Here is a 22,153-nt window from a genome sequence, read left to right on the forward strand (position 1 = left end):
TCAGCAATGATGTGATTTATGACGATGACTGACGGGTTTTGACGACTAAGTCAGACAGTAAAGCAAACTCACGCACGCTCAGCGTCTCAGGGCGTGCGCTTGAGCTGATACCAATTTTCTCAAACTCTGCTTCATCCAAAGTCGGCAAAAGACCATTGGACTTAAAAATCGCTCTCAAAGTCTTACGCCGATGATTAAAGTTTTCACGCACCACCAAAGCAAATACCGACTCATCCATCGCGGCGATAGGCTTGGTTTTATAAGGCGTTAGGCGAAAAACCGCACTGGTGACTTTTGGTGGCGGATTGAACGCCCCTTTTGGGACGGTGAGCAGATAGTCCGACTGGCAATAGTACTGCATGATGACTGACAACCTGCCGTATTCTTTTGAATTAGGCTCGGCAGTGATGCGATCTACCACTTCTTTTTGGAGCATAAAGTGCATATCTTGGATCACATCACTAAATTCAAGCAAGCGAAACAAGATCGGTGTAGAAATATTATAAGGCAAATTCCCAACAACACGAAAAGCCCCTTTACCAATGCGCTCCGCTAATGCACGATAATCGACATGCATGGCATTGTCATTGATGATCGTAAAATCAGGATGGCTATTGGCACCAATATTTATCTTTAGCTGTGATGCCAAATCTCGGTCAAGTTCAATCACCGTCATGCCATCAACTTCCGCAAGCAAAGGCTCAGTCAGTGCGCCCAAACCCGGTCCGATCTCCAATAAATTATCCTGTCTATCCAACCGAATGGCAGTCACAATCTGAGCGATGACGTTGGTATCGTGTAAAAAATTTTGACCAAAACGCTTACGCGGTGCGTGCTTGGCTTGCTGTGGAGACTTTGGGATGATATGCATAATCAGTGATTTGAAGCTGAATTAAAATTGTGACAATCATATCATGTTTCGATAGTGATTGTGAAAATTTTCGTGATGAATTTTGTGAGTTTAGGCTGAATCAAAGTCAGACATTGACATTTTATAAGCATAAAAAATCGCTTGCTTTAGGCTGCTGCTAGATGCTTTGCCTGTGCCTGCCAAATCCAGCGCAGTCCCATGATCAACCGATGTGCGCACATAAGGCAAGCCTAAGGTGATATTCACCGTATCCCCAAACCCGTGCGACTTAAGCGGCGCAAGACCTTGGTCGTGATACATAGCAATCACAGCATCACAGTCCGCCAAGTGCTGCGGCGTAAATAGCGTGTCAGCAGGCATGGCATAAGAAATATTCATCCCTTGGGTCATCAGATCTTCTAAAGCAGGATTAATGATACGAATTTCTTCATCGCCCAAATGCCCTTCTTCGCCAGCATGGGGATTGAGACCGCATACTAAGATTTTGGGTGATGAGATGCCAAATTGTTCAACCAATCCTTGATGGGTAATTCTTACCGTCGCCTTAATTTCATCAGCGGTGATGGCATCAGGCACAGCTTTGAGCGGCAAGTGTGTCGTCACCAGTGCTACTTTCATCATGCGATTGGCGAGCATCATCACAACTTTGTGACAGCTTGATTTGTGCATAAAATATTCGGTATGACCGCTAAACATCTCCCCATTATCAAGACGAATCCCTGCTTGAATCATCACAGATTTTTGTAATGGGGCGGTGATGATGGCGCCGATCTGATGCGTTTTTGCCAAGAGATGCGCCAAATACAGCTGCCGCTCCACCATGGCGGCGTTGGCAGCATTTAACTGACCTGCGATGACTTCATCATGACAAGGTATATTTAAAATAATCACTGAGTGATTGATATTGGATTGATCTTTGAGTGTAGAATTTATCTGACTTGCAAGCCAGTCTTCTGCTATATCACTTATCTTATCAGGCACATCAATCACACAAAACTCAGGTATTTTAACCAGCTTGCCTACCTGGATAAGCGCTTTGGCTCGCGCAATGAATGCCGCCTTATCAGCGGTGATCAGCCAAATCCCTGCTGATAAATCGCCACCATCGATCACATCTAGCACAATATCCATACCAATGCCTGCAGGCTCGCCTGTGGTGATGAGCATTGGCTTGGCAGGCGCATGATTAAGCGGTTGGCAAGCAAAGTTGTCAAGCGATTTATTTATGATATTTTTGGCGGCGTTGGGCATTTTTGAAGATTCTCACTGGGCTTTTATGGTACAATTTGAATGTTTTTCATGGCATATTCCTAGTCGGATTTTATCATTATTTACATCGATTACCAAACATAAGCACCGTATTTGTGCGACCTTTTGCATAAGCCAACCACTGACATGACCAGCGCAAACGATAAAAAAGACAGCCTACTGACGCTTCAGCCGCCTCATAGTATTGAGATGGAGCGTTCACTTTTGGCAAGCTTGATGAGTATTAATGACTCATTTGAGGACATTGAAAATATCATCAGTGCCGATGATTTTTATGGTGAAAGGCACAAGAAAATCTTTGATGCCATCAGTCATTTGGCGCGCGTCAATGAGCCTTATGACAGCATCATGGTGCATGATTATTTAAGCCGCATTGGGCAGCTGACATCAGCAGGCGGCGAAGAGTATTTGATTACCATTAATCAAAGCACAGCAAATTATTTTAATCTTATCAATTATGCCGAAAAAGTCCGCGAAATGTCGGTGTATCGTCAGCTGATTTCATCCGCCAATCACATGCTGAATTTGGCATATCATCCAAAAAAGCAGACCGTAACAGAGATTTTGGATACGATTGAGTCGGATATTTTTCGAATCGGTGAGAGCTTTGCCAAAGGCAGCAGTAAAACAGGTCCACAGCGCATTGATGATGTGATGGCGAATGTGGTCACGCAGCTTAACGACATTCGCTTACGCCCTAATGGCTTGATCGGTCTTGATACAGGCTTTATTGAGCTTAATAATAAGACACTTGGCTTTCAAAATGGCAACTTGATCATTTTGGCGGCGCGCCCAGCGATGGGCAAGACGGCTTTGGCGCTTAATTTTGCACAATCGGCACTGATGTCCAATAAAGCGGTTGCCATTTTTTCGATGGAGATGCCTGCTGAATCGATTGCCATGCGTATGCTGGCAGCGTGGGGCAGTATTGATATGAAGCGCTTGATGTCAGCGAACATGAGCGAAGATGAATGGGCGCGTTTTATGAATGGCGTCACGCTACTTCAAGACAAGCATCTGTATATCGATGATCGCTCAGATCTTAGCCCCTCTGAAGTCAGAGCCACTTGCCGTAGGATTGCCAAAAACCATCCTGACGGTTTGGGCTTTGTTTTGATTGACTATATGCAGCTGATGCGCGTGCCTGGCATGGGCGATAACAAAGTCAATGAGATGGGTGAGATCTCTCGAAGCTTAAAGGCTTTGGCGCGTGAGCTTAATTGCCCTGTAATCGCCCTATCTCAGCTTAACCGTAAGGTTGAAGATCGCCCAAACAAGCGACCTTTGATTTCAGATATTCGTGAGTCAGGACAAATTGAGCAAGATGCCGACTTGATTTTATTTGTATATCGTCATCATTATTATCATCAAGATAAAGACGATATCAAGCATTTGGCAGAAGTCATCATCGGCAAGAACCGTCAAGGTGAACGCGGTAAAGTTCCGCTCAAATTCATTGGCGAATATGTCAGATTTGAAGATTTGATTCCAGGTGATATGCCTGAAGATTATGATATTGATGAATAATTTTAAGAATAATTAATACTATGCGCACCACTTCTATCACCATCCATCCTGATGCTTTGATGCACAATCTGAAAGTCATCAAAAAACAGCTCAGCCCAAACACCAAAATACTCGCCATGGTCAAAGCCGACGCATACGGTCATGGCATAGAGGCAACCGTCCCTGCTTTGATCCATGCTGATGGCTTTGGCGTGGCGTGTTTATCAGAAGCCATGGCTGTCAAGAAAGCACTTGATGGTATGAATGTTAAAAAGCCCATCGTACTGATTGAAGGTGCATTTAGCTTGGATGAATGGAAAGTGGCAGTTGAGCATGATTTTAGCTGCTTGATTCATCATCAAAATCAGCTGGCATGGGCATTGGCTCACCAGCCTAAGCAAGATCAATGTTGTCATACCATTTGGCTAAAATACAATACGGGCATGAGCCGTTTGGGATTTAATGATGATCAAATTATCTTAGCTGCCAAATCGCTGACCGACGCAGGCTATCGGCTGATTTTGACGAGTCATTTTGCTTGTGCAGATGACAAATCACACCCGCTAAATGCCCTACAAATCAGCAAATTTGATCAAGCCTTGGCACGCATTCAGGCATTTGCGCCCGATACCCTTGGCAGTCTGTGCAACTCAGCAGGGATTTTTAATTTTAAGGATCATCACCATGATTGGGTACGCGCTGGCATCGCTCTGTACGGCTCTAAGCCTGTCGCCGATCAGTCAGCCAAAGCACTCAATCTGATGCCCGCCATGACGCTTTCGGCACAAGTGATGGCTATCCACACCTTGGCAGCTGGCGATAGTATCGGTTATAGCGCACTGTGGGCGGCACAAAAACCCCACAAGATCGCAGTTGTCAGCATTGGCTATGGTGATGGCTATCCTAGGGTGGTGATGGGGGCTAAAGTCAGCGTGACCGACACTTTAGGTAATTGGCACTTATGCAATATTATTGGCAGGGTTGCCATGGATATGTTTATGATTGATATTGATGGGCTTGATATTGCCATAGACGCGCCTGTGGTGCTATGGGGCGATTCGCCGACGATCGATGAAGTGGCGCTGTGCGCAGGGACGATTGGCTATGAGCTGATGTGCCGTTTGACCACGCGCCCAAAGCGATGTATTATGGATGCATACTCACCCAATAAGGAGTCTTAATGAAAATCCAAACTTTCAGCTTGGCTGCACTCTGCGGGCTGACAGCCGTCGCGCACGCCCAAAGCCTGCCGATTGATCCCGATGCCAGCCTAAGAATTGGTGTGAATGCCACTTATAATGCCACTGCGTATCATGCCAAAGACCCTGTATCTGTAATGCCACAAGCTTTTTATGATAATCATCGCTGGTACATCGAAGGCGCCGAAGCTGGTTTTTACCCTCATAAAGATAACAAGCATCATGTGCGTGTGGGATTAACTTATGATGGTCAAAACTTTGACCCCAGTGATGCCGATACCCCAGAGCTTAGCAAGCTTGATAAGCGTAAATGGTCAGCGCTCGCCCATGCAAGCTATATGTACATCACACCCTATGGCGGACTAAAAGCAAAAGCCACCACCGATGTGCTTGATCGGCATGATGGTCAGACCGTTACTTTATCACACTTAAGCCGCTTTAATAAAGACGCTTGGACAGTGTATCCAGAGTTTGGCGCAACTTGGCACAGTAAAGACTACAACCAATATTATTATGGCATCTCAGATGCCGAAGCCTTAAGAACAAACAGCAGCGCCTATCAAGCCGACTCTGGTTGGTCGCCCTTTGTCACAGCGACAGTCAATTATCAAGTCACGCCAAAAGTCAGCGCATTTTTTAATCAGCGCATCGAATGGCTATCTAGCACCCAAAAAAATAGCCCAATGGCTGATGATAAAATTGACAGTAAAACTCGCTTAGGTCTGAATTATCATTTTTAAGTCTATTTTTAATGATACAAAGCCGACAAAAAACCGCCCAATTTGATTTAGGCGGTTTTTTAATACTAAAATGATTAAATTAATCAAAATGAATTAGTCATCATTTTGAGCTTTTAATTGGATATAGTTTTGGATGCCCATATCTTCGATCAGCTCTTGCTGTGTGGTGAGCCAATCTTCATACTCTTCATTTTCGTCTTTAAGCTTCACTAAAATCTCGCGCGATACATAGTCACGATGACTTTCGCAAATGCCAATCGCCTCGACCAGCACATCATGCTTACGCTTTTCAAGTTTTAGATCACACGCCAAAATCTCAGCAACATCTTCACCAATCAGCAGTTTGCCAAGCTCTTGTAGGTTTGGCAAACCTTCCAAAAGCAAAATTCGCTCAATCAGCTCATCAGACCATTTCATCTCTTGGATCGACTGCTTATAAAACACTTCATTAAGCCCATAGACGCCCCAATTTTTGGTGATGCGCGCATGTAAAAAATACTGGTTAATGGCTATGAGCGACTGACCCAAGACCGAATTTAGAGCACGGATAACTTCTTTATTACCTTTCATAACCACCCCCTATCAGTGTGTGCTGCCCTGCTGATCTGAGTCCTCAGTCATGCTTTGCAGGTAGTTTTGTAAACCCATCAAGTCAATCAAACGCAGCTGTTTTTCAAGCCAGTGGGCATGATCTTGTTCGGTGTCTTCAAGCTGACGCACCAAAATATCACGCGTGACATAATCGCGCTCTGCCTCACACAGTGCGATACCTTCTTTTAGGTGCTCTTGAACACTGTATTCTAACTCAAGGTCGCTTCTTAGCATGCTTGGCACATCAGAGCCGATATTGATTTCGCTCACTTGCATATTTGGCTTGCCGCCCAACATCAAGATACGCTGAATTAATAATTGTGCATGCACCGTTTCATCTTCCATTTCATGATGAATGCGGTCATATAATTTGCCAAAATTCCATTCCGCATACATTTGAGAATGAATAAAATACTGATCGCGCGCGCCTAGCTCACCGCCCAACAAAAAATTTAAATAATCAATGACTTTTTGAGATGATCTCATGATAAAGCTCCTTATATAATGCGCCAGATTCATAAATCGGCTCAAAAATAAATTAACAGTTGCCAATTATCTTATCATAAAATTTTGAATCGTCCATCTTGACTTTGTAGAGCTATTGAACTGCGAACGCTTTACAGTCTGATAAGAATTTGCAAATAAAATAAAAAATCATCCGCACAAACAGGCACAGATGATTATGAAATATGATGATAAGTCTATGATTTTAAATAAAAAATACAATTTATAATGAGAATTAATATGAATGACTAGCTATCAATCAACTCATTTTTTTTGATGATTTTGGTTGATGAATAAATCCTAGTCAAATTTGAATAAAAATTAGAAACAATTCAGAAACATAATTCCGCACTGCTTAACCTGCCATCACATCAATGGCGATCGCACTGGCTTCATGCTCATCAATCAAGTCCTGAACCATCGGTACGCAGCACCCGCAACAAGTACCGACAGATAAAGACTCTTGAAGACCTTCCATACCTGATACCCCTGCCGATAACGCAGTCTTGATCTGTGTGTCTTTTACATCATGACAAATACATACATACATCAGATGACTCCTTTTGGCTTTTGATAGCGATAAACTTTAGAGATTTTAATTATCAAAAGCGATTGATTCTCTTTTATGTGCTTATAATAACAATAATTGTTCCCATTTGCAATTCATTTTATTAATTTTTTCAAAATCGGTCATTTGAAAAATTTATCCAAGATTTTGATGACGACTTTTTTATTATTAGTTAAGTATTTTATGTCACATTTACTCTTTAATCCATTAAAATAATCTTGACTTTTTGAAAAAACTCCTTATTAATAGTGCTAAATTAATAGATTGTATTTAAATTAACTTATCAATTCACCATATAAGATTATGATAAAAATCTCACCTGTAAAAACGATCAGTGCCTTCACCGCCCTTTTGATCATCGGCGCTAGCCAAAGTGCCCATGCCTGCACGCCACCAAAAAGCGATTATAAAAATGTCAGCTGCACGGCTCAACAGGGCATTTTTATTGCCACCAAGGACAATGGCAGCCCTGTGGCTTTGCTTAATAGTCGTGGGCAAAAAACGCTTGAGCTGTTTGGCTACCAAGCTGCCCTGCCCGCTCAGCTGAGATCAGGACTACTGCCTGTGATCAAAAACGGTAAAGTTGGCTACATCAATCAGCAGGGCAAAACGGTGATCAATTTTCAATATGATCGTATGCCAACTGGATCTTGGGCGCGCGGCGTTAGTGATGACCGAGTAATCACCTATGCGAATGGGCGCTATGTCATTCTAGGCAGCAATGGTCGCTTGATTCGCACGTTTGACCGAAGCGTCAGTCATATTTCTGATTATGCCAACGGGGTGGCAACTGTCACCCAAAACAATCAGCGCTACCAAATTGATAAACAAGGCAACCGCCTATCTGAATCGACGCCGTCAGATCCAGCCATATCAGCCAATCAAACTGCCCATGCACTGAATACACCCACTCATCCACCCGAGAGCTCCGTCTCCATCCAAGCCCATATCAGCCCCAGCAATGCAAGTCAAGGGTCAAAAATAGCGATGTCATTAATTAAAAAAGAGCAAAATGGCAAATGGGGATTTGTGGATGAGCACGGCAATTTACGCATTTTATATGCATTTGATGAAGTAAAAGACTACTCTGAAGGTATGGCGGCAGTTAGGCAAGGTAATTATTGGGGATTTATCGACGAAAAAGCGGATCTGGTGATCAACTTTCAATTTCATAAAGATGGCATCCATGCTGATAGCAAGGTACCGCCATTTCCCGCTCAGCCGCTGCAATTCAAAAATGGCAAGGCATGGATTGGCAATTTGGGTAATGGGTTCAAAATGTGTATTGATCAAAAAGGAATGAGTACCAATTGCTCACCTGCGCTTAATCCATTATAATAAATTGTATATATAATTTATAGTTGGAATCATGCTTTATGATCAGCGTTTTTGAATTGTTTAAAATCGGTATCGGACCATCAAGTTCGCACACGGTGGGTCCTATGGTGGCTGCCAATCGTTTTTTGGAATTGCTTGGTGATCGCCTGGATAGCGTTCGGCAAATTACCATTGAGCTATATGGCTCTTTGTCTTCTACTGGCAAGGGTCATGCCACAGACACCGCTGTGCTGCTTGGCTTATCAGGGCATGAGCCACCGACGATTGACACCACTCAAACCGAAGACTATCTTAAACCGATTTATCAAGAAGGTCGCTTGATGCTAGGCGGCGTGCATCAGATTAGCTTTGATGCTAATGAAGATCTTTTATGGGATGATACACCATTACCCGCCCATCCTAATGGCATGAGACTGATTGCCATATTTGAAGACGGTGAGTCTTTGGCGCAGACTTATTATTCTGTGGGTGGCGGCTTCATCAAAGACGAGGAGCAAATCAGCTTAGCGCCATCTGAAGACGCCCAATCAGCCTACCCGTATGATTTTAATAGTGCAGAAGAACTGGCAGCATTATGCCAAGCGCATGATGTAAGCATCGCTGATTTGATGCTTGCCAATGAAGCTGCGCTAAGAAATGTCGATGAGATTAAAGACCATTTAAACGATGTCTGGGATACCATGCAAGCCTGCGTCACTCAAGGCTGTAAAATTGATGGGATTTTACCTGGCGGCTTAAATGTCAAACGCCGTGCCAAAGACCTGTATGAACAATTATCCAAAGAATATGGGTATTCAGGCAATGGAGGCTTGCTTGCCATGGACTGGGTAAATTTATACGCCTTGGCAGTCAATGAAGAAAATGCCGCTGGCGGAAAAGTCGTTACTGCACCCACCAATGGCGCTGCAGGCATCATCCCTGCTGTCCTGCATTATTATCGCGGCTTCATCCCAGCATTTAGCTATCAAGGGGTGCGTGAGTTTTTGTTAGTTGCAGGTGCGATCGGCGCACTCATTAAACAAAACGCCTCAATCTCAGGGGCGGAAGTTGGCTGCCAAGGCGAGGTCGGCTCTGCTTGTGCCATGGCAGCGGCAGGATTGGCTCATGTCTTAGGCGGCAGTGTTGCCCAATGCCTGAATGCTGCAGAAATTGGACTTGAGCATAATTTAGGTCTGACCTGCGATCCTATTGCAGGGCTAGTACAAGTGCCTTGTATCGAACGAAATGCCATGGCATCAGTCAAAGCCATCAATGCGGCACGCCTCGCCCTACGCGGTGATGGCAGTCATCATGTGTCACTTGATAAAGCGATCGCCACCATGAAAGAAACTGGCATGGATATGATGGATAAATACAAAGAAACTGCCAAAGGCGGTCTTGCCATCCACGCTACCAATGCGATGACTGCAGAGCGAATCAATGCCATTAATATCGGCTCAGGATTCAGTCAATGCTAGTCTAAATAAAAAAAACCAAGCAATAAGCTTGGTTTTTTAAAACAACTGATCAATTATAGCATTTCAGGTGTTTTTGAAATGATCTTATTTAAAGTCCATTTTGGAACCACTTGACCAGTCGCTTCATTCATCAAACGCTCTTGTTTTAGGTCTAGTACATAGCGGAAACCTGGCTCATATTGGAAGCCTTCGATGTCACCACTTAACACATTAAAGTTGCGATCAAAAGTACGACGATATTGCAGGCATTCTGCTTGGACTGTTTGACCTAGGTTATTGGTCAGCTCACAAACCGCTTTACGAGGTGCGATCTCTACTTGGAAGCTACGCAGCTCTTGAACTTGTACTTGCTTAACTTCGCCCTCAACCATCATCACGCGCTTATCATCAAGCTGAGTTGATGCACATCCTGCCAGTGCTAAAGAAGCCAAAGCCACGCCTGCAAATAATTTTTTCATATCAGTTATCCTTTAAATTAATCACCTAAAAATGGAGGAGACTATAAGTTATAATCAAACTATAATCACGCCCCGATGACGGATCTATCATTCCAATAATGAATGCGATCTATGATCATCTAACACAAATGCTATCACAAATTTTTGATACTTTTAAGTAAAGATCATGACACAATTTGTAAAGCTTTTGTAAATTTATCACGCCATCATCTCATACTGCCAAATTGTCAGATCTTTGCGTAAAAATATGGGCAGAGTATGTGAAAATCGTCAGATCCATGCCTTGAGATAAGTAATGAAATAATTTGTCTATAAAATCACAAAATAAACGCTTGCATTTCACCAGTTTTTACACTATTGTAATAATGCAGCACGGTTATGATCATGTTTGCTGCGGATCGTCGGTAGATACTGGCACTTTTCGTTGTTTTTTGTTAAAAAGGAATTCACATGTTTCAATTAAAACCGTTATCTTTTGGTTTAGCGATGGTCGCTGCTGTTGGTCTTACCGCTTGTAATAAGCCTGCTGAACAAGCTGCTGCAGATCCTGCCGCTGCACCTGCCACAGGCAGCAGCACTCAAGGCACCTTAGAAAAAATCAAACAATCAGGCACGATTGTTCTTGCGCATCGCGATTCATCCATTCCATTTTCTTATATCGCAGACAATCCAAATCAGCCTGTCGGCTATGCGCATGATCTTCAGCTAAAAGTTGTTGAAGCTGTCAAAGAAAAGCTGCAAATGCCTGATCTAAAAGTGCGCTATAACCTAGTCACCTCGCAGACACGCATTCCTTTGGTGCAAAATGGCACAGTCGATTTAGAATGCGGCTCAACCACTAATAACGAAGAGCGCGCTCAGCAAGTTGATTTTTCGGTCGGTTTCTTTGAAATTGGCACTCGTCTTTTGACTGCCACAGATTCAGGCATCAATGGCTTTGATGACCTTGCTGGCAAAACTTTGGTCACCACCGCTGGCACCACCTCAGAGCGATATATTCGCCAATTCAACGATGAAAAGCAGCTAAATATCAATATCATCTCAGCAAAAGATCATGGCGAATCATTCTTAATGCTTGAAAATGGTCGCGCCCAAGCCTTTATGATGGATGATGTCCTGCTTGCAGGCGAAAAAGCCAAAGCCAAAGATCCTGCCAAATGGCAAATCGTGGGCGAGCCACAATCTTTTGAGATCTATGGCTGTATGGTGCGTAAAGGCGATAGCGAATTTAAAGCAGTCGTTGATGATGCCTTAAAAGCTGTCTACGCCTCTGGAGAAATTAACAGCATCTATGACAAATGGTTCATGCAGCCTATTCCACCAAAAAATGTCAACATGCAATTTACAATGTCTGACAACCTAAAAAATCTTTTGGCAAACCCAACTGATCAACCAACACAAGCCCAATGATTTGGCTTCATGCCCTACCAAAAAAGGTCAGCATCGTGATGATGCTGACTTTGCTTAATCTGTTTTATTAAGGGGTTTATTGTGAATTATCAATGGAACTGGGGCGTGCTTTGGCAATCCACTGGGATTGGCAATGAGCTGTATTGGCACTGGCTGGTCACAGGCTTTAAATGGCTGCTGATGATCGGTGGTGCAGCGTGGTTAATTGCCATGGTGATCGGAACCGTACTTGGCATCATGCGCACCCTACCCAATAAAAGCGCGCAGATGCTGGCCAAGATTTATGTGGATTTTTTTCGCAATGTCCCTTTGCTAGTTCAACTATTTTTTTGGTTTTATGTCATGCCAAATCTGCTGACCGAAGGGTTTCGCACATTTTGGTATCAGTCGCTTGAGCCTAATACATCAGCAGCGATTTCAGCAGCGATTGGACTTGGGCTGTTTACCGCTGCTCGTATCATCGAACAAGTGCGTACAGGCATTGAGTCACTGCCAAAAGGTCAAGCCAATGCAGCGGCGGCCTTAGGTTTTAGCACCGCTCAATCTTATCGTTATGTGATTTTGCCCCAAGCCTTTCGCACCATTTTACCGCCACTGAGCTCCGAGCTGACCAACTGCTTTAAAAACGCCTCCATTGCGTCTTTGGTGGGTGTGACCGAGCTTATTAGCCAAACCAAAACCATCAGCGAATACACTCAAAACAGCTTTGAGATTTATACTTATGCTACGATCATTTATTTATTGTTTAATTTAACTTTAATCTATGGCATGACCATCCTTGAAAAAAAGCTGCGTATTAAAGGTCAAATTGATGGAGGTCAGCATGCTTAATGAAATCCAAACTGCTGCACCTATTCTTTTATCTGGATTGTCGATTACCTTTAAGGTGCTGTTTTTTGCTGTGCTTGGTGGTCTTTTATTAGGGACTGTGCTTGCCCTGATGCGTTTATCTGGTAAAGCGATCTTGGCGGTTCCTGCCAGACTTTATGTCAACTATTTTCGCTCAGTGCCGCTCTTATTGGTGCTGCTGTGGTTCTACTTTGCAGTGCCCATGATGTACACGATGGCGACAGGCAATTATTTGACAGTTGATGCTAAGTTTATGAGCTGCACAATTGCCTTCATCATGTTTGAGGCAGCGTATTTTGCTGAGATTGTGCGTGCCGGCATCCAATCCATCGGCAAAGGTCAAATCAATGCTGCAAAAGCCTTGGGCATGACTTACTCTCAAACCATGCGCTTGATCATTTTACCTCAAGCGTTTCGTAAAATGCTGCCACTTGTACTTCAGCAGTCCATCATTCTTTTTCAAGATACGACATTGGTATTTGCGGTAGGTTTGGTTGATCTGTTCCGTGCCGCTTATGTGCGCGGCGAGCTGATGGGGCTGCTTGAATTTTATATCTTAAGCGCAGGTGCGGTGTATTTTATTATCAGTTTGATTGCGTCTAAAGGCGTGGCAAGACTTCAAAAAAATCTGCGCGTATAAAGCGCAAGGCAATAAGGACAAATGATGGCAATCATAACCCAATTGGATGAAAAATCTTATATTAATGAATTTGGCGGCTTGGTGACTGACAGCGGTCATAAATCTGATGAAATCATGATTCAAATTCATGATGTGAGTAAATGGTATGGTGATTTTCAAGTATTAACCGACTGCAGAGCTCACGTCCACAAAGGTGACGTTACTGTGGTGTGCGGTCCTTCTGGATCTGGCAAATCCACACTCATCAAAACCGTGAATGGACTTGAGCCTTTTCAAAAAGGGGAAATCTTAATCAACGGTACCAGTGTTGGAGATAAAAATACCAATTTACCCAAACTGCGCAGCCAAGTCGGTATGGTATTTCAGCATTTTGAGCTATTCCCCCATTTGTCAATCATTGACAATTTGACCATCGCCCAACAAAAGGTGCTGGGGCGTAAAGCCGATGAATCCACCAAAAAAGCCATGGCTTATCTTGATCGCGTGGGTCTGGCGGCGCACGCCAAAAAATTTCCTGCAGAGCTTTCAGGCGGTCAGCAGCAGCGTGTCGCGATTGCACGGGCGCTGTCTATGGATCCCATCGCCATGCTATTTGACGAACCGACATCGGCGCTTGATCCTGAAATGATTCAAGAAGTACTGGAAGTCATGGTGGACTTGGCTAACGAAGGCATGACCATGATGTGTGTGACTCATGAAATGGGTTTTGCCCGTCAAGTAGCCAGCCGCATTATTTTTATGGATCAAGGTCACATTGTAGAAAACTGCAGTAAAGAAGAATTCTTCCAAAATGCCAAATCAGACCGAGCTCAAGCATTTTTGGGTAAGATTTTAAATCATTGATTTGATGTTGGTCATGTTATTGATCGAATAATCATTTAAGTTCAATAAAACCCCGCTTGTATGACTTTACAAGCGGGGTTTTGTTCGGTGCTAAAACTATTTCGATGATAAGTCTGCTTCTTTTTCGGCAGCTTCGACAGTTTGACGGATGAGCGTATTGATGGTCATTGGACCGACGCCGCCTGGCACTGGCGTGTAAGCAGAAGCGATGGCTTCGATACCATCCAATTCAATATCCCCACAGCCGCCATCATCAGTTGGGTGGAACCCTGCATCCACGACAACGGCACCTTGCTTAATCCATGATTTTTTGATCAATTCAGGCACACCGACAGCGCCCACGACGATATCAGCTGAAGTCACATGCTCAGCCAAGTTTTTGGTGCGTGAATGACAAATGGTTACAGTACAGTTGGCATTTAATAGCATCATTGCCATCGGCTTACCCAAGATGGCGCTGCGACCAACGACAACCGCGTGTTTGCCCTCAAGCTCGATTCCGTAATGCGCCAGCAGGTGCATGATGCCCTGTGGTGTGCATGAACCGTAAGCAGGCTCACCCATCGACATACGACCAAAGCCTAAGCAAGTTACGCCATCGACATCTTTATCCAAGCTGATGCGATCAAAACACGCGCGTTCATCAATCTGGGCTGGCACAGGATGCTGCAATAAAATGCCATGCACATCTGGATTGGCATTAAGCTCATCAATCTTAGCAAGCAGCTCATCAGTCGTCGTGCTTTCAGGCATCTCAACACGGATACTATCCATCCCAACGCGCTGGCAAGCATTACCCTTCATGCGCACATAGGTCGCTGATGCTGGATCATCCCCCACCAAAATCGTCGCCAAAATCGGCGTTCGCCCCGTCTTTTGTTTTAGTGTCTCAACACGCGCTGACAGGTCGCTTTCGATGCTTTTTGCCAATGCTTTGCCGTCTAGTACAGTTGCCATAACCTTGCCTTTTTTAGTGATCGTCAAGTGCTAACGTGCTTTATGGTGCGCTACCAACCAATAAGCACGCCAAGTGATTTGTTTGCTAAAGTGAATAAATCAGGGTAAATTATAGTCAATTTGGCTTAATTTTACCAGTCAATTTGGCATCAATTATCTCAAAATCAACCACACTGTCTTTCATGGTTGCAGTCACTTTCACGCCTTCTTTGCCTTGCGTTAGATCGCCAAACAAGATCAGCTGTGACAGCGGTTTTTTAAGCATCTCTTGAACGATTCTTGCCATAGGTCTTGCGCCCATCAGGCGATCATAACCTTTGGCAGCCAAATGCAAGCGCACCTCGTCATCCACAGACAAGACGATATTTTTGTCAAGCAGCTGACCTTGCAATTCGGTGATAAACTTATCAACCACATCGCCAATCACCTCCGGCGGCAGCGGCGCAAAATTCACTGTGGCATCCAAGCGGTTACGAAACTCAGGGCTAAATGTACGCTGTATGGCGTCTTGATTATCGCCATGATGATCTTGCTCTGTAAATCCCATCGATCGGCGACTGATGCTATCTGCCCCGACATTGGTTGTCATAATCAAAATCACCTGCTTAAATGACACCGAGCGTCCATTATTATCTGTCAATGTGCCATGATCCATCACTTGAAGCAGTAAATTAAAGACATCACTGTGGGCTTTTTCAAGTTCATCCAAAAGTAGCACACAGTGCGGATTTTGCTGAATTTTTTCGGTCAATAAACCGCCTTGATCATACCCCACATATCCAGGCGGCGCACCGATCAGCCGTGATGCCGTATGTGCCTCCATATATTCGCTCATATCAAAGCGCACCAAAGGCACACCAAGCAAATAAGCCAACTGACGGCTAATCTCTGTCTTACCGACACCAGTAGGACCTGAAAACAAAAATGAGCCAATGGGCTTGTCAGGATGGGTCAACCCTGAGCGCGCAAGCAAAATCGCATCCACGAGCGCATCGACCGCTTCGTCTTGACCAAAAACCACCTGTTTTAGACTGGTTTTTAAATTTTTTAAAATATTTTTATCGTCACTGGTGACAGACTTGGGTGGAATGCGCGCGATTTTGGCGACCACTTGCTCTATGATATCGACATCTACCTGGATGGGTGATGGGCTATTTTGGGTGTCTGCTTGATCATCACGACAAGCTTTATCATGATGCAAGCGGACAAATGACCCTGCCTCATCGATCACATCAATGGCTTTATCAGGCAAAAATCTTTCATGAATGTGTTTGACAGATAATTTAACAGCCGTCTCAATGGCATCCTCGGTATAAGTCACGCCATGAAAATCTTCATAATACCCTTTTAATCCTTGTAAAATGGCGATTGCATCAGGTACCGAAGGCTCTTTGATGTCTATTTTTTGAAAACGTCGTGACAGCGCATGATCTTTTTCAAAGACTTGGCGATATTCAACAAATGTCGTAGAACCAATTGTACGAATATGCCCCTTGGCAAGCGCAGGCTTGATTAGATTTGAGACATCCATACTGCTATCCATGGACGCACCCGCCCCGATGATCATATGAATCTCATCAATAAATAAAATCGCCTCTGGCATGTCTTTGAGCTCATCAATCAAAGCCTTCATGCGTGCCTCGAACTCGCCACGAAACTTGGTGCCCGCGATCAGTGCGCCCATATCTAGGCTATAAATCTTAGCATTGGCAAGCGGTTTTGGTGCCTTACCATTTACGATCAGCCAAGCCAAACCCTCGGCAATGGCTGTTTTACCAACGCCAGGATCACCAACCAAAAGCGGGTTGTTTTTGCGGCGGCGGCAAAGAATTTGGGCGGTGCGCTCAATTTCATCTACTCGCCCCACCAAAGGATCGGTTTTGCCTTGCTTGGCTTGCTCGTTGAGATTTAGCGTGTAGGCATCCAGCGGATTTTGTTTGAGCTTGATTGATTTATTGGAAGGTGACTCATCGACATCGCCATGTGCCTCATGCGCGGCGCGCTGATGAGCAGAAATTGCGCGCGTCACCGATAAAATATCCACACCACAAGACTGGATCAGCTCATTGGCATAACTGCGCTCTTCTTTAAAAATCGCCACAAGCGCATCAATGGGCTCGACCAGCTGTTCGGTTTGACTGGCTTGGACTTGCCAAATCGCACGCTGCATCACACGATTTAGGCTTTTGGTTGGCATCGGATCGACGCCTTCGCGCTTAGGAATGAAATCTTCAAGATACTGCTTAATACTTGATAAGATAAATTTGGTATCAGCGCCGCATTCTTCCAGCACTTTGACAGTAAAAGCATCTTTTAACAAGCCCATCAACAAATGCTCGACACTGATAAATTGATGCGAATGCTGCTTTGCAAACTTAAGCATAAACTCTTGAATCGTTAAAAATTCAGGACTTAGCATAATAATCCTTATAATAAAATCTAAAAATTAGGCAGGCTCAATCGTGGTGAGTAACGGATAGGACGCTTGTTCTGCCAAGGCTGTCACTTCATCCACCTTCATCTCAGCCAGATCATAAGGCAACAAGGCAACCACTGCTTGCCCTGACTCATGAATCTGCATCATCAGCTGATACGCCTTTTCAATACTGTGCTCAAAAATCTCAACAAGCACATAAACCACAAAATCCATGGTCGTATAATTATCATTGTGCATGATCACCGCGTATAGCTTGGGCTGCTTGACTTGGGTTTTGGTTTGGGTGATGACATCGGTCTCTGACTGATGCTCAGAAGATGATTCAAAGTCTTGAACCGCTTGTATCAAAAAATCACTGCCGCACTGCTTCATAATATCGTATTACTGATAAAAATTTCAATGTTAGTCACTGTGTGATGAGTTTTGGTCAATATAAAACAGGCGAAAGCCACCGCCTCGCCTGTATTTTTGTCACAATTACCCATAGATTATTGAGTATTTTTTTCAATTGGTCGATGGCTTGCATTTGACATCTGCGCCAATGAAGGTGGCGCATTGGTGACGATTTTGCCAATTTGCCAATTATACAACTGCTGAACTTTTTGATCACCTGCTGCTAGCTCAAGCTTCATTTGCTTAGGCTCAAACCCTTCAGGCATAATGAATCGACCACGAATATTTGCCACACCGCGAATGTCATAACTCGATGGCTCAAGCGGTATCTCAACCATACTGGTTTCGTTCAGCAAAGTCAATTTGGGAATCATCTTAACGGCTTTGCCTGAAATATCAAGCATGGACACATCAAAGCGATATTCAAAGGTATTTTCAGGTAAAGAGATGATCTCTGATGCCATGATGGACAGCGCCACGCCGCCTTGCTCGGCGACCGAGTTTTTTAAGAGCTCATTGACTTGCTCAAGCTGCAAATTGGTTGTTTTTAGATTTTCATAATCGGTACGCAGATTGTCCAATGTCGATCGACTGATGTCGCGCTCTTGGATGGCGGTCGTCATCTCTTGCTTTAGCTGCATATTTTCAGCGGTAAGCTCGCTGACATTTGCCACCGCTTCATTATTTGTGGCAACAGCGCGCTCAACGCTATGCACACCTTGACGATAGCCAAATTTATAGCCAATCACAGCGACAATCAATGCAGAAAAAGCAAGCGCAATCAAAAACAGCGCCAAAATCTGATTGGTCGAACCGCGCTGCTTTTTAAAATGAGTGGAAAGGGTTGAATTCGGCATAGAAAACCTGACATTAATTGGTCGATCAAAATATCGCTATTATAACAAACATTGTACAAATAAGAATAATTATTTTTTGTAAGCCAATAACACTCTAACCTACCACCAAAAAGACACCTGAATTTAGCTCACGGATCTGTCCGACTGAGCTTCGCGGGGCATGAACTGCACACGCTTTAGCCGCATGGCATTTAAAAGTACCGAGATTGAGCTTAGCGCCATCGCAGCGGCTGCCATCATGGGATTGAGTAGCCCTATCGCAGCCAATGGAATACCGATACAGTTATAAATCAGTGCAAAAAAGAAATTTTGCTTGATGTTGGTTAAGGTCATACGCGCAATACGATACGCATAAAAAACATGGCTCAAAGACTCACCCAACAGGCGCGCCGATGCGGTATGCTTAGCCACATCAGTCGCGCCGCCGACCGCAAAACTGGCTTGTGCAGCTGCCATCGCTGGCGCATCATTGACACCATCACCGACCATCACCACTGTTTTGCCTTGGCTTTTTAATGTCTCAATGGCGGACAGCTTATCTCGCGGCGACATTTGCCCAAAGGCGGCAGTGATGCCAAGCTGCGCTGCGACGCCATCTACCACCGATTGGCGATCACCGCTCATTAAATAAGTCTCGATCCCATCATGATGAATGCGGCTGATGATGCTGTGCGCTTCTGCTTTTAGTGTATCACTGAGCCCAAAGATCGCCACCGGCACATCATCGACAGCCAGTCCAACCAAGCTTGCATCCATCCAATGATCCTCTGCCTGCCATGATGCTAGGCCAATGAATTTGGGCGTGCCGACTTTTAGCCATCCGATGCCATCGATATATCCTATCAGCCCTTGACCGGTGGTGTTTTGGACATCGGACACTTCATATAAAGGCAAGTTTTTAGCTTTGGCAGCTTCCACCAATGCACTTGCCAAAGGGTGACTGGCGTGCTGCTCCAAACTGGCTGTCAGACCAAGCGCCTGCTCTTCACTCATCTTATCGCTTAGGCTTTGGATTTTTTGGACACTTGGACGACCCAAAGTCAGTGTACCTGTCTTATCAAAAATGATGGTATCAATGCTGCCAGCAGACTCAAGGCTGACGGCATCTTTGAACCACACACCATGGCGCGCCGCAGTGCCCATGCCTGCCATGATCGCAGCAGGCGTAGCAAGCCCAAGCGCACAAGGACAAGCAATGACAAGCACAGCCACACCACGCATCAATGCCGTATCAAAATCCGCGCCAAGCAAATAATTCGCCATAAAACTCACCATCGCCAATGCCACCACCACAGGCACAAAGACAGCCGCAACTTTATCGGCAAATCTGGCGATATCCGCCTTAGTGCCTTGGGCATCTTGGAGTGCTGACATCATATCGCCAAGCTGGGTTTTTGCGCCTGTTGCGGCGGCTTGATATTCTATTGAGCCGTCAGATAAGACACTGCCTGCATACACCGTATCGCCGATATGCTTATCAATGAGTAAGCTTTCGCCCGTCAGATGAGATTCATTACACACACCAAAGCCGCTTTTTACCACACCATCTACGGCGATCTTATCCCCCGTATTCGACAATAGCACATCACCAACTTCAATATGGTCAATACTGGTTTTGACCCATTGACCATCGATACGGCGATTGACTTCTGCGGGGATCAGCTGCGTCAAAAGACCTAAGCTGTTTAGGCTTTGTGTTTTGGTGCGGTGCTCAAGATATTTTCCAAGTCTGACAAATGCAATCACCATCACCGATGCTTCAAAATACACCATATGCATGGCGTGCGGATCGGTAAGCCATACATAGGTTGAATACGCCCAAATTGCCGTTGTGCCAAGTGCCACCAAGACATCCATATTGGCAAGACCGCCCCTAATGCTCGCCCATGCCCCTGTATAAAAGCGCGCACCGAATACAACTTGCACAATGCTTGCCAAGACAAACTGAATCCATACAGGCATCATAAGCGCATGCGATCCAAACATCATACCAAGCATACCCACCCAAAACGGCAATGACAATCCCCAAAGGATCATCAAATCCCAAGGCATCTGTTGCTGCTCTTGGCGATCTGCCATCGGCACAGCCTCAAAGCCCGCCTTTGCCACCCAAGTCATGACTTCATCGCGATCAGTCTTATTGGCATCATAACTGACACGCAATGCTTCTGTCGCAAAATTAACCGTCGCCTGATGGATGGCGGGCTTTTTATTGAGCACTTTTTCGATACGCGTGGCGCACGATTGGCAAGTCATGCCACTGATGGCAAATTGCTCTGTGACTTCGTGCGCTTGCTCAGGGGCACGATGAGACGCTGGTGATTTGTTCGACATAAGGCACTCACTTTTTCTCTGATGATAGCTTAATAATAAGGTCAAACTGCGCTTGAGACAATAGCAAAAGTGCTCTACGCTCTACCATGCATTGCCTGCACATTTGCACAATCTATCAAAAGCGAATACAATACCCAAAACTCATCATAGGAAAAAGTATGACGACCATCAGCGCCCAAGCCTTAGCTCAGTTTTGTGACAATTATCTGAATGCTCACGAGTTCCAAGACTACTGCCCAAACGGCTTGCAAGTCGATGCAGGCAGACCAATTGAACGGATTATCACTGGTGTAACTGCTTGCCAAGCCTTGATCGATCAAGCGATCGAAGCCAAAGCACAAGCGATCTTGGTGCATCATGGATATTTTTGGAAAGGTGAAGATCAGCCTTTGGTGGGTATGAAAGGCGCGCGCGTGCGCAAACTGATGCAAAATGGCATTTCACTGATTGCTTACCATCTACCACTTGACGCACATCCTGATATTGGCAATAATCGCGCCTTGGCTGATTTGCTTGATTTGACTATCACAGGCGCGCTGTATCCTGAACAAAAACACCCGATCGGCAATGTGGCGACCACAAGCCCCATTTTGGCGTGCGAATTTGCTGACAAAATCGCCAAAGTCTTGGGACGCACGCCGCTTCACATCCTTGCTAGCGATGATGATCGCCTACTAAAAAATATCGCCCTATGCACAGGCGGTGCGCAAGATATGATTGACCAAGCGGCATCTATGGGCTGCGATGCCTTTATTTCGGGTGAGATTTCTGAGCGCACGACGCACATGGCGCGTGAGCTTGGTGTGGATTATTTTGCCGCAGGGCATCATGCCACAGAACGCGGCGGCGTGATTCGACTCGGTGAAGTCATCAATCAAAAGCTAGGCATTGATGTGACATTTATTGATATTGATAATCCTGCGTGATTGAAA

21 protein-coding genes are annotated in these 22,153 nt (G+C 44.8%); 10 read left to right on the forward strand and 11 right to left on the reverse strand.

The annotated features are described in order from the left end of the window. Window positions 1-16: 16 nt before the first annotated feature. Both rsmA and pdxA read right to left on the reverse strand, forming a co-directional pair. Complete coding sequence (gene rsmA / locus B0180_RS07450) at window positions 17-871, reverse strand: 16S rRNA (adenine(1518)-N(6)/adenine(1519)-N(6))-dimethyltransferase RsmA (protein ID WP_078256358.1); 855 nt, start codon at window positions 869-871, stop codon at window positions 17-19. 90 nt (window positions 872-961) lie between these two features. Further along, window positions 962-2,122, reverse strand: a complete 1,161-nt coding sequence (gene pdxA, locus B0180_RS07455) for a 4-hydroxythreonine-4-phosphate dehydrogenase PdxA (RefSeq protein ID WP_078256359.1) — start codon at window positions 2,120-2,122, stop codon at window positions 962-964. A 207-nt stretch (window positions 2,123-2,329) separates the two neighbouring features. Here pdxA and dnaB point away from each other — a divergent pair, with 207 nt between their 5' ends. From dnaB to B0180_RS07470, 3 genes are read left to right on the forward strand one after another with little or no spacing between them, the layout of a single operon-like run. After that, the gene (gene dnaB / locus B0180_RS07460; RefSeq protein WP_338065589.1) at window positions 2,330-3,667 is read left to right on the forward strand and encodes a replicative DNA helicase; all 1,338 of its coding nucleotides are present in this window, start codon (window positions 2,330-2,332) and stop codon (window positions 3,665-3,667) included. Between the two features lie 20 nt (window positions 3,668-3,687). Then, window positions 3,688-4,827 (forward strand): alanine racemase, encoded by a 1,140-nt coding sequence (gene alr, locus B0180_RS07465; RefSeq protein ID WP_078256361.1) that lies wholly within the window; start codon window positions 3,688-3,690, stop codon window positions 4,825-4,827. Further along, entirely contained in the window at window positions 4,827-5,585 is a 759-nt protein-coding gene (locus tag B0180_RS07470; protein WP_078256362.1) for a MipA/OmpV family protein, read from the forward strand. Before alr ends, B0180_RS07470 begins: the two co-directional genes overlap by 1 nt. Before the next feature lie 93 nt (window positions 5,586-5,678). On the opposite strand, the gene bfr (B0180_RS07475) is transcribed toward B0180_RS07470, so the two are convergent. The 3 genes from bfr (B0180_RS07475) to B0180_RS07485 all read right to left on the reverse strand — a co-directional run bounded on the left by bfr (B0180_RS07475) (window position 5,679) and on the right by B0180_RS07485 (window position 7,230). Continuing rightward, on the reverse strand, window positions 5,679-6,155 hold the full coding sequence (bfr, locus tag B0180_RS07475) for a bacterioferritin (RefSeq protein ID WP_078256363.1): 477 nt from the start codon (window positions 6,153-6,155) through the stop codon (window positions 5,679-5,681). Window positions 6,156-6,167: 12 nt separating this feature from the next. Further along, the gene (gene bfr / locus B0180_RS07480; protein WP_078256364.1) at window positions 6,168-6,662 is read right to left on the reverse strand and encodes a bacterioferritin; all 495 of its coding nucleotides are present in this window, start codon (window positions 6,660-6,662) and stop codon (window positions 6,168-6,170) included. A gap of 373 nt (window positions 6,663-7,035) precedes the next feature. Beyond that, entirely contained in the window at window positions 7,036-7,230 is a 195-nt protein-coding gene (locus tag B0180_RS07485) for a (2Fe-2S)-binding protein (protein WP_049237604.1), read from the reverse strand. 321 nt (window positions 7,231-7,551) lie between these two features. Here B0180_RS07485 and B0180_RS07490 point away from each other — a divergent pair, with 321 nt between their 5' ends. Then, on the forward strand, window positions 7,552-8,586 hold the full coding sequence (locus B0180_RS07490; RefSeq protein ID WP_078256365.1) for a WG repeat-containing protein: 1,035 nt from the start codon (window positions 7,552-7,554) through the stop codon (window positions 8,584-8,586). A 38-nt stretch (window positions 8,587-8,624) separates the two neighbouring features. Further along, on the forward strand, window positions 8,625-10,043 hold the full coding sequence (locus tag B0180_RS07495) for an L-serine ammonia-lyase (protein ID WP_078256366.1): 1,419 nt from the start codon (window positions 8,625-8,627) through the stop codon (window positions 10,041-10,043). Between the two features lie 53 nt (window positions 10,044-10,096). On the opposite strand, the gene B0180_RS07500 is transcribed toward B0180_RS07495, so the two are convergent. Further along, window positions 10,097-10,501: a DUF4377 domain-containing protein gene (locus tag B0180_RS07500; RefSeq protein WP_078256367.1), complete on the reverse strand. Its 405-nt coding sequence runs from the start codon at window positions 10,499-10,501 to the stop codon at window positions 10,097-10,099. A gap of 450 nt (window positions 10,502-10,951) precedes the next feature. On the opposite strand from B0180_RS07500, the gene B0180_RS07505 reads away from it, so the two are divergent. The 4 genes from B0180_RS07505 to B0180_RS07520 all read left to right on the forward strand — a co-directional run bounded on the left by B0180_RS07505 (window position 10,952) and on the right by B0180_RS07520 (window position 14,243). Further along, window positions 10,952-11,911, forward strand: a complete 960-nt coding sequence (locus B0180_RS07505; protein WP_049237611.1) for a glutamate/aspartate ABC transporter substrate-binding protein — start codon at window positions 10,952-10,954, stop codon at window positions 11,909-11,911. 81 nt (window positions 11,912-11,992) lie between these two features. Next, complete coding sequence (locus B0180_RS07510) at window positions 11,993-12,742, forward strand: amino acid ABC transporter permease (RefSeq protein WP_049237612.1); 750 nt, start codon at window positions 11,993-11,995, stop codon at window positions 12,740-12,742. After that, on the forward strand, window positions 12,735-13,400 hold the full coding sequence (locus B0180_RS07515) for an ABC transporter permease subunit (RefSeq protein WP_407666564.1): 666 nt from the start codon (window positions 12,735-12,737) through the stop codon (window positions 13,398-13,400). Before B0180_RS07510 ends, B0180_RS07515 begins: the two co-directional genes overlap by 8 nt. A gap of 114 nt (window positions 13,401-13,514) precedes the next feature. Beyond that, window positions 13,515-14,243: an amino acid ABC transporter ATP-binding protein gene (locus tag B0180_RS07520; protein WP_049237663.1), complete on the forward strand. Its 729-nt coding sequence runs from the start codon at window positions 13,515-13,517 to the stop codon at window positions 14,241-14,243. Window positions 14,244-14,339: 96 nt separating this feature from the next. Here B0180_RS07520 and folD read toward each other — a convergent pair whose 3' ends face one another. The 5 genes from folD to B0180_RS07545 form a co-directional block, all read right to left on the reverse strand. Then, window positions 14,340-15,200, reverse strand: a complete 861-nt coding sequence (folD, locus tag B0180_RS07525) for a bifunctional methylenetetrahydrofolate dehydrogenase/methenyltetrahydrofolate cyclohydrolase FolD (RefSeq protein ID WP_078256368.1) — start codon at window positions 15,198-15,200, stop codon at window positions 14,340-14,342. A gap of 115 nt (window positions 15,201-15,315) precedes the next feature. Then, on the reverse strand, window positions 15,316-17,619 hold the full coding sequence (locus B0180_RS07530; protein WP_078256369.1) for an AAA family ATPase: 2,304 nt from the start codon (window positions 17,617-17,619) through the stop codon (window positions 15,316-15,318). Window positions 17,620-17,646: 27 nt separating this feature from the next. Continuing rightward, complete coding sequence (locus B0180_RS07535; RefSeq protein WP_233424954.1) at window positions 17,647-18,009, reverse strand: ATP-dependent Clp protease adaptor ClpS; 363 nt, start codon at window positions 18,007-18,009, stop codon at window positions 17,647-17,649. 116 nt (window positions 18,010-18,125) lie between these two features. Further along, a complete protein-coding gene (locus tag B0180_RS07540; protein ID WP_049237620.1) occupies window positions 18,126-18,887 on the reverse strand; it encodes a hypothetical protein in 762 nt (253 codons plus the stop codon). Between the two features lie 123 nt (window positions 18,888-19,010). Then, complete coding sequence (locus B0180_RS07545; protein ID WP_078256371.1) at window positions 19,011-21,221, reverse strand: heavy metal translocating P-type ATPase; 2,211 nt, start codon at window positions 21,219-21,221, stop codon at window positions 19,011-19,013. A gap of 158 nt (window positions 21,222-21,379) precedes the next feature. Between B0180_RS07545 and B0180_RS07550 the strand changes: the two genes are divergently transcribed. Further along, window positions 21,380-22,147 (forward strand): Nif3-like dinuclear metal center hexameric protein, encoded by a 768-nt coding sequence (locus tag B0180_RS07550; protein WP_078256372.1) that lies wholly within the window; start codon window positions 21,380-21,382, stop codon window positions 22,145-22,147. Window positions 22,148-22,153: the final 6 nt, after the last annotated feature.

Origin of the sequence: Moraxella canis (genome assembly GCF_002014965.1) — a bacterium.
Lineage (GTDB): Bacteria > Pseudomonadota > Gammaproteobacteria > Pseudomonadales > Moraxellaceae > Moraxella > Moraxella canis.